This window comes from Phascolarctobacterium succinatutens CAG:287 (assembly GCF_000434895.1).
Lineage (GTDB): Bacteria > Bacillota > Negativicutes > Acidaminococcales > Acidaminococcaceae > Phascolarctobacterium_A > Phascolarctobacterium_A succinatutens_A.
The window spans coordinates 1-8,369 of record NZ_FR892787.1; the positions used below are offsets into that span (position 1 = coordinate 1).

8 protein-coding genes and 1 riboswitch are annotated in these 8,369 nt (G+C 47.0%); of the genes, 7 read left to right on the forward strand and 1 reads right to left on the reverse strand.

Going from position 1 to position 8,369, the window contains the following annotated elements; translation table 11 throughout:
- Window positions 1-218: 218 nt before the first annotated feature.
- A complete protein-coding gene (locus tag BN587_RS04625) occupies window positions 219-1,961 on the reverse strand; it encodes an Rqc2 family fibronectin-binding protein (protein ID WP_021719980.1) in 1,743 nt (580 codons plus the stop codon).
- 277 nt (window positions 1,962-2,238) lie between these two features.
- On the opposite strand from BN587_RS04625, the gene BN587_RS04630 reads away from it, so the two are divergent.
- From BN587_RS04630 to BN587_RS04665, 7 genes are all read left to right on the forward strand, one after another.
- Window positions 2,239-3,138 carry a YicC/YloC family endoribonuclease gene (locus BN587_RS04630; RefSeq protein ID WP_021719981.1) on the forward strand — a complete coding sequence of 300 codons (900 nt, stop codon included), beginning with the start codon at window positions 2,239-2,241 and terminating at the stop codon, window positions 3,136-3,138.
- A 14-nt stretch (window positions 3,139-3,152) separates the two neighbouring features.
- A complete protein-coding gene (remA, locus tag BN587_RS04635; protein WP_009146168.1) occupies window positions 3,153-3,419 on the forward strand; it encodes an extracellular matrix/biofilm regulator RemA in 267 nt (88 codons plus the stop codon).
- Window positions 3,420-3,426: 7 nt separating this feature from the next.
- Window positions 3,427-4,062: a guanylate kinase gene (gene gmk, locus BN587_RS04640; RefSeq protein ID WP_021719982.1), complete on the forward strand. Its 636-nt coding sequence runs from the start codon at window positions 3,427-3,429 to the stop codon at window positions 4,060-4,062.
- A 67-nt stretch (window positions 4,063-4,129) separates the two neighbouring features.
- Complete coding sequence (rpoZ, locus tag BN587_RS04645) at window positions 4,130-4,318, forward strand: DNA-directed RNA polymerase subunit omega (protein WP_148495367.1); 189 nt, start codon at window positions 4,130-4,132, stop codon at window positions 4,316-4,318.
- An 18-nt stretch (window positions 4,319-4,336) separates the two neighbouring features.
- Window positions 4,337-5,545 carry a bifunctional phosphopantothenoylcysteine decarboxylase/phosphopantothenate--cysteine ligase CoaBC gene (gene coaBC, locus BN587_RS04650; protein WP_021719983.1) on the forward strand — a complete coding sequence of 403 codons (1,209 nt, stop codon included), beginning with the start codon at window positions 4,337-4,339 and terminating at the stop codon, window positions 5,543-5,545.
- 246 nt (window positions 5,546-5,791) lie between these two features.
- Window positions 5,792-5,900, forward strand: a riboswitch (SAM riboswitch).
- Window positions 5,901-6,002: 102 nt separating this feature from the next.
- Window positions 6,003-7,181, forward strand: a complete 1,179-nt coding sequence (gene metK / locus BN587_RS04660; protein WP_021719984.1) for a methionine adenosyltransferase — start codon at window positions 6,003-6,005, stop codon at window positions 7,179-7,181.
- A 203-nt stretch (window positions 7,182-7,384) separates the two neighbouring features.
- The coding region (locus BN587_RS04665) for an efflux RND transporter periplasmic adaptor subunit (protein ID WP_303684848.1) at window positions 7,385-8,369 on the forward strand (985 nt) is incomplete at its 3' end.

The window sequence follows — 8,369 nt, forward strand, 5'->3', positions numbered from 1 at the left end:
TATTCCTTACACGATATATCCCTCGCTCAGTTTATTTGAGTTCGATGTGCTTGACTGCTAATCAATGTTCTCCTACAGAGTTACACTTACAGTATAGATATTGCAATCTATATCTACACTCAAAAAACTTCACCCTAGCCTAAAACGCGCCCCAATTCATATTTCTATGAATCAGGGCGCGTTACTACATACTGACGTATTTAGTTTTGACTAAATCTTTACTTTAAATATTTTTGGATTAGCTCCATATCAGGTGTTGTGTAATAAGTATTCTGGTTTGTAAAAATAACAAAGCCGGGTTTGCTGCCTGCAGGCTTCTTTACATAGCGTCTTTGTACGCAGTCAACAGGAACATTGCTGCCATCGCGCGCCTTACTGAAATATGCTGCAAGCTGCACAGCAAGGTCGATATCCTCCTGACGTACTTCCGGCAGTGACGTTTTCAAAATAACGTGCGAACCGGGGATATCTTTAGTATGGAACCATAAATCTTTAGGATTGCCCAAGGTAAAGGTAACATAATCGTTCTGCTTGTTGTTTTTGCCGATATACAAATCTGCTTCAGGATTTAAACGGATATGCAGAGGCTGCGATTTTTGCAGTCCGGCATTTTTCTTCTTTTTATTCGTGTCCTTAAGCAGACCGATGCTTAGCATTTCCTGATTGATTTCCTCAATTTCTCCCTTCGTTGTAGCGGTAAGCAGTGAAGCGTCAAGGCTTTCCAGATAGGCAAGCATTTCTTCCGTAGATTCCTGCTGGATACGCACTTCGGTTTGAGCGCGTTTGTATTTATTATAGCGCTTGTAATAGGCCTGTGCGTTTTCCGTAGGCGAAAGGATGGGAGAAAGCCTGACAGTAACCGGTTCGCCGTCATAAATATTTATCAGCTCGGCGCTTGTCTGGCCTTTTTTTATCTGATAGATATTGGCCATGATAGTATCTGCCAGCATACGCTGTTCCTCTGCATTGGCAGCATGAGCCAAATCCTCTTGTAATGCCTGCAGTTTTTTCTTAAGTTTGGCGGTTTCGCTGTTCACCAGCTTTTGCAGCTGTTCATGGCGTGGAAGCTGGATAGGCTTCAGGCTGACAGCAAAATTTAGCGCACTGTTGATATCAGCAAATTCTTTGACCTGCATGCCATCCTGCACGTTCTGCGGGGGCAATACCAGCAGGGTTTTTACTTGATTTGTACGGCTGATGAGCGCATAGACAGGATGCTTGGCGGCCTGCAACTGCATATCTGCTTGCAGCTTGCCGATAACCTGCGCCAGTGACTGACAGGCGGAGGTTTCCAGACGTACCTCCTGCGGCAGGATATCTGCAGCGGCTAAAAGCTCTAGCGTCGTCATTTTGCCGACACCGGTGGCAGCACTGATAAAGGCCTTGGCGAAGTTGGCTGCAGGCAGACTGTTGGCAGTCTGCACAATTTTTGCCGGGTCATCAGTCAAAAGGTTAAGTCCTTCCTGTGGCGGGGGCGCAATATAGGCTTTTCCCGGCAGGATAGTGCGATAGCTGCTCTGTGCTGCGCTTACATGCTTCAGGGAGTCGATAATAACATCATCCTGCGTAAGAATGATATTACTGTTTTTACCGGTAAGCTCAAAAATCAGCTTTTTGGTAATAATTTTACTGGAGGCGCCTAAAAGATCTATTTCCAGCGTAATAATGCGGTCCAGGCCGCTTTGGCTGATTTTTGTGATGCGTCCTTCCTCCAGATGCTTGCGCAGAAGCATACAGAAGGTGGGCGGAGTTTCCGGGTTTTCCGGCAGCTGCTGCGGCAGATAAAGCACACAGCTGCCGTTGTGCATATCGGCCAGCAGACTGCTTGTATCGCGTGTTCTGCGGACGAGCAGCAGAAGTGACTGCGGATTAGGCATATATACCTTATATATTTTGCTGCCCAGCAGTTCTTCGTTTAATATATCTGTAAGCAGCTTTAAAGTTAAGCCTTCAATGTTCATAGGGACTCCTTTCGGTGCAGGCTCGGCAAAGTTTTTTGAACCTGCGGGAAGACAATGCTAATTTATTATTTATCATATTATACTCCATTACCTGCAACAAGTATAGCAAAACAAAAATGGGCCATTTCTTTATCTAAGCGACGAAAAACGAAGAAAAATGCTGAAATCATTAGAGAAATATGGTATAATAGATTTTCAAGATAAGATTGAAGCAAAAAATACTTATCTTTTAAGCTGAAAAAATCACCTTTACTGGTGAAGATGGAGGAGGAAGCCTGTGTTAAAAAGTATGACCGGTTTCGGCCGTGGTTCCTATGAGGATGCAGATTTTTCTGTTAACATTGAAATGAAAACCGTGAACCACCGGTATAACGAGGTTGCTATCCGTTTACCGCGATTTTTGAATCCTTTGGAGGATAAAATCCGCAAAACTATTTTAAAAACCGTTAGCCGTGGACGTATTGATGTGTTTATTACTGCTGATTATAATGTCAGCGGAAACTGCACTCTGAAGGTTGATAAAAACCTTGCTGCTGCCTATCATAAGGCATTGCAGGAGGTAGGCGTTGCTATCGGAGCCGACGCTGCAGGTATTAACGCTGCTGCCGAGATTCTCTATTTATCAAAATGCCCTGACGTGATTAACGTTAAGGAAGGCTTTTTTGATGTAGAAAGTGTTTGGCCTAAGGTTGAACAGGCTGTTGAGCAGGCTGTTGCTAATCTGGTAGCTATGCGTGAAACAGAGGGTGGCAATATCTACGGTGATTTCATTTACCGTGCAGATCTGATTGCCGAAAAGCTGGCACAGATTGAGGAGCGTTCTCCCTTAGTTGTGGAAGAATATCAGGCTAAGCTGCAGGAGCGTCTGACTAATCTGCTGGCTGACAATAATATCAAGGTTGAGCCGGAACGTCTGCTGCAGGAGGTAGCAATTTTTGCTGACCGTACCAGCATTACGGAGGAAATTGTCCGCTTGAAGAGCCATATCAAGCAATTCAAGACTATCATCGCTTCCGACCAGCCGGTAGGACGTAAGCTCGACTTCCTTATCCAGGAATTCAACCGTGAAGCAAACACCATTGCTTCCAAAGCAAATGATTATACTATGGCGCAGATTGTTGTAGAAATTAAGGCGGAAATAGAAAAAATCCGTGAGCAGATTCAGAACATCGAATAAAACTGGAGGAAGTTATGGATATAAAGCTAGTTAATATCGGCTTTGGCAATATTGTCGCAGCCAACCGCATTATTTCTATTATCAGTCCGGAATCAGCACCGATTAAACGTATTATCCAGGAGGCCCGTGATAAAGGCATGCTGGTTGATGCAACCTACGGACGTCGTACTCGTGCTGTAGTTGTTGTGGACAGCGGTCATATCATCCTGTCTGCGGTACAGCCGGAAACTGTAGCCAACCGTCTGGTGGCACAAACTGCTGATTCTGAAGAAGAGGAGTAATTGGATCATGAGCAACGATATTGATAATGTTACTCCTAAGGGAGTACTTCTTGTAGTATCCGGTCCGTCGGGAGCAGGCAAGGGAACTATTTGCCAGATGCTGAGAGGCCAGCTGCCGGATTTAGGTTATTCTATTTCTGTTACTACACGCGCACCGCGCACGGGTGAGGTTGACGGAGAAAGCTATTTCTTCAAGACAATTCCCGAGGTCAAGCAGATGATTGAAAAGGGCGAGCTGCTGGAATATGCCGAGGTATACGGCAATTATTACGGCACACCGCGCAAATACGTGGAAGAGCAGCTGGAATCTGGCCGTGACGTACTGCTGGAGATTGATATTCAGGGCGCTTTGCAGATTAAAAAGCGCTTCCCCGAGGGTGTTTTTGTTTTCATCGTACCGCCTTCTTTGGATGAGCTTTCCGCACGTATTTATAAGCGTGGTACCGACAGCGAGGATGTTATCAAACGCCGTATGGCTTCCGCAGCCAGCGAGCTGACTTACGCTGCAGAATATGATTATATCATCATTAATGATATTGCGGAAAAGGCAGCGCAAAAGGTGCTGACAATTATGGAGGCTGAGCGTTACCGCGTAGCCAGAACATATTTTATTGTTGATAAGATTTGTAAAGCAAAAAAATAAATTTACATTATGCAGCAGTCTGCTGTGTGAACCATGAAATACTTAAAGGAGTGATTCAATAATGTCTATGGTAGATCCGTCTATTGACTATTTGGCAGAAAAAGTAGATAGCAAATACACTTTAGTTATTTTGGCAGCAAAAAGAGCACGCGAGCTCACTATTCCCGGCGTAAATTCCGCGGAAAAAGAGGTCAGCGCTGCGCTGAAGGAAATTGCTAACGATACTATTACCTACGAGCGTACTAAAAACGTATAACAGCGGGAGGGTAAAACCTTGTTAAAGGGCAAAAAAATTGTTTTGGGAGTAACCGGCGGTATTGCCGTTTATAAGGCTGTAGATCTTGTCAGCCGTCTGCGTAAGCGGGGCTGCGAGGTGCGTGTGGTCATGACTGAGCATGCACAGCAGTTTGTTACTCCGTTAACCTTCAAGGAAATCAGCGGTAATGCTGTCGCTACCAGCATGTGGAACAGCAACCAGGAATTTAATGTCGAGCATATTGCTTTGGCAAATTGGGCAGACGCTTTCTTAGTTGCGCCTGCTACCGCTAATATTCTGGCTAAAATGACATATGGTATTGCGGATGATCTGCTGAGCACTACGCTTTTGGCAGCTCAGGCACCGATAGTTGTTTGCCCCGCAATGAATACCGGTATGTATCTTAATGCTGCAACTCAGGAAAATATCGCTAAGCTGCAAAGCCGCGGTATTACTGTAATGCCGCCTGCTTCCGGACATCTTGCCTGCGGCACCAGCGGCCCCGGCCGTCTGCCGGAACCACAGCAGATTGTGGAGTTTATGAGCAGCTTTTTTGCCGGCCGTGAGGGCGACCTGCGTGGCCTGAAGGTACTCGTTACCGCAGCAGGTACACGTGAACCGATTGACCCCGTCCGCTTTGTCGGCAACCGTTCCAGCGGCAAGATGGGCTATGCCGTAGCTCAGATGGCTGCCGAGCGCGGTGCTGAGGTGCTGCTTATCAGCGGTCCCTCTGCGCTTGCTGTACCGCCTAATGTGAAGGCTGTGCAGGTTGAATCGACCAATGAAATGCTGGAGGCCTGCCTCGCAGCCTACGATGGCGTGGATATCGTTATCAAGGCAGCAGCAGTTGCCGATTACCGTCCGCGTGATGTGGCAGACCAAAAGATTAAAAAGAAAACAGATGATGCTCTGACTGTGGTTATGGATAAAAATCCGGATATCCTCAAAACCTTGGGGGCCAAGAAAACGCATCAGGTTTTGGTTGGCTTTGCTGCAGAAACACAAAATCTGCTGGCTAATGCCCGCGAAAAGGTAGTCAAGAAGAATCTCGATATGATTGTAGCCAACGATGTTACGGCTGCCGGTGCCGGTTTCAATTCCGATACCAATATCGTTAAGTTCCTTTATGCCAACGGCGATGTATGCGAGCTGGAGCAGATGCCGAAGGTTGATGTGGCGAACCGTATTTTGGATGAGGCGTTGCGTATTCGTAGAGAGCGCGTATAAGGCCGCATCTGCGTCATGACCAGCAGTACGCCGTCGTCGCAATCGTTTAGCATCTGCAGCCTTCTCCGTGCTCTTCGGAGTAGGGATTGCAGGGATACGTATGCATTATGAATCCCTATATAATAGAATTGAATTCTATTTAGCATCAGCAGTTGCAAAAAAGTATTTTCACATATTTTTCGTAAAAAAAGTACTTGTCATTATCTTGATTTTGTTATATAATGGCATCTGTAAACAATTTAACACAACTCATCAAGAGCGATGGAGGGAATGGCCCTGTGAAGTCGCAGCAACCATTGCAGTGTGACAGCTGTAAAACGGTGCTAAGTCCTGCAGTTTATCTGTAAGATGAGAATGCTAAGAGTAATAATTTAAGGCGTTCTCATTACGAGAACGCCTTTTCTGATACCATCTAAACACTCTCAACAACGTTTTTTATTTATGAAAGGAGCTACCAATGAGAAAATTATTTACTTCCGAATCCGTTACCGAAGGTCATCCCGATAAAATAGCAGACCAAATTTCCGATGCTGTGCTTGATGCTATCCTGGCTCAAGATCCTAAAGGCCGTGTTGCCTGCGAAACTATCGTTACTACCGGTCAGGTTCACATTTTCGGTGAAATTTCTACCCAATGCTATGTTGATATCGCACACATTGCCCGCGAAACCATCAACAATATCGGCTACAACCGTGCTAAATTCGGCTTTGACGGCAACACCTGCGGCGTGCTGATTTCTATCGACGAGCAGTCTCCTGATATCGCTATGGGCGTTGACAAAGCGCTGGAAGCTAAGGAAGGCCAGGCTGCTGAGGAAGAAACCGGTGCCGGCGATCAAGGCATGATGTTCGGTTATGCAACCAACGAAACCGAAAGCTATATGCCGATGCCTGCATATCTGGCTAACAAGCTGGCTCTGCAGCTGACCAAGGTTCGTAAGGAAGGCGTGCTGCCTTACCTGCGTCCGGACGGCAAAACTCAGGTTACCGTTGAATATGATGACGGCAAACCCGTTCGTGTAGATACTATCGTTATTTCTTCCCAACATGCACCGGAAGTTTCCAACGAGCAGATTCGCAAAGATATTATCGAAAAGGTTATTGCACCGATTGTTCCCGCAGAAATGCTGGATACGGAAACCAAATACTACATCAACCCGACCGGCCGTTTCGTTATCGGCGGTCCTCAAGGTGACGCTGGTCTGACAGGTCGTAAAATTATCGTTGATACCTATGGCGGTATGGCTCGTCATGGCGGCGGTGCTTTCAGCGGCAAGGACCCCTCTAAGGTTGACCGCAGTGCTGCTTATGCTGCACGTCACGTTGCTAAAAATATCGTTGCCGCAGGTTTGGCAGATAAATGCGAAATCCAGCTAGCATACGCTATCGGCGTAGCACATCCGGTTTCCGTTCTGGTTGAAACCTTCGGCACGGGCAAAATCAGCGAAGACAAGATTGCTGAGCTGGTTCGCAAAAACTTCTCCCTGAGCCCGACCGGCATTATCCGTGAGCTGGATTTGCTGCGTCCTATCTACAAGCAGACTGCTGCTTATGGTCATTTCGGCCGTACCGATGTAGATCTGCCGTGGGAGCATACTGAAAAGGCTGCTGCACTGCGCGAGCAGGCAGGCCTGTAAGCTTAATTTAAAACTGTCGAAAGCACGCTGTCCGCAGCGTGCTTTTTCTATGCCTGCCTGTGGCTTTGCACTTGCTAACTTCTCTTGATAAGAGGTATAATATTATTATCTATAACTATAATTTGTCCACGATAAACTCAGCTGAATTTAAACTTACCCCATTATAATTTACCCCCAAGGGAATGGTGCAGGGAGGAAAGAAAGTGAATTTACAGAATCGCAAGGTTAAGATGGCATTTGGCCTGATGCTGGCGGTATGCGTAATTATCGGTTACCGTATTTACAGCAATATCCAGGCTGATAAGGCGCGTGCTGCTAAGCTGTCGCAGGTACGCAATGTGGCGGTCGTTACTGCTCACCCCGTAAGGCAGACGATTGTTCCCAGTCTGAGCTTTTCCGGCAGTCTGGACCCGGAATGGCAGGCAGAGGTTGCCGCTAAGGTGGATGGACGCTTGGAAAAGGTTTACGTCCGTGAGGGTGACCGTGTGAGCCGCGGACAAGTGCTGGCAATTTTGGAGCAGGCTGATACCGATGCCAATCTGTTAAGCGCCAAGGGCAGCTTTCTTGATGCACAGACAAGCCTGCGTAAGGCGGAAACGGATTTGCAGCGTTATGAAAAGCTATATGCTAGGGGTGCGGTTTCTCAGCAGGTGGTGGATGATTACCGCTTTGCGCGTGATAATGCTGCAGCCAAGCTGGAGGCTGCCAGAGGCAGCATGCGGGCGATGGAGTCTAAATCCGAGGGCACGGTGCTGACAGCGCCTGCTGACGGTATTATTGCCAAGCGGTATTATCAGGAGGGCTACTATGCAAAGGCAGGTACGCCTATTTTTGCCGTTGCTGATATCTCTATGCTGAAAACTACGATTCATATTCCCGAAGGTCAGATTGCCGGTGTACATGTCGGCAATGAAGCAAGCATTACTCTGCCTGCTTATCCCGGCAAAAAGCTGATAGGTAAAATTACCCGCATCGCTCCGGTTGCGGATTTGCCGGCGCATACCTTTGCGGCAGAGGTGAGCGTTGACAACAGCGAAGGTCTTTTAGCCGGCGTCTATGCCAACGTTACGCTTACAGCTTCACCTAAAGCTGATGTGCTGACTATTCCGGTGCAGGCTATTGTGATGCGTGATGACCAGCAGACGGTATTTGTTGTTGATGATAAAGGCGTTGTACAGCGTCGTGTGC

What these genes read in the sequence shown, in the direction of transcription:
- BN587_RS04625 (WP_021719980.1), bottom strand. Translation starts at nt 1,961, where the DNA reads ATGAACATTGAAGGCTTAACTTTAAAGCTGCTTACAGATATATTAAAC.
- remA (WP_009146168.1), top strand. Translation starts at nt 3,153, where the DNA reads ATGGATATAAAGCTAGTTAATATCGGCTTTGGCAATATTGTCGCAGCC.
- metK (WP_021719984.1), top strand. Translation starts at nt 6,003, where the DNA reads ATGAGAAAATTATTTACTTCCGAATCCGTTACCGAAGGTCATCCCGAT.
- rpoZ (WP_148495367.1), top strand. Translation starts at nt 4,130, where the DNA reads ATGGTAGATCCGTCTATTGACTATTTGGCAGAAAAAGTAGATAGCAAA.
- gmk (WP_021719982.1), top strand. Translation starts at nt 3,427, where the DNA reads ATGAGCAACGATATTGATAATGTTACTCCTAAGGGAGTACTTCTTGTA.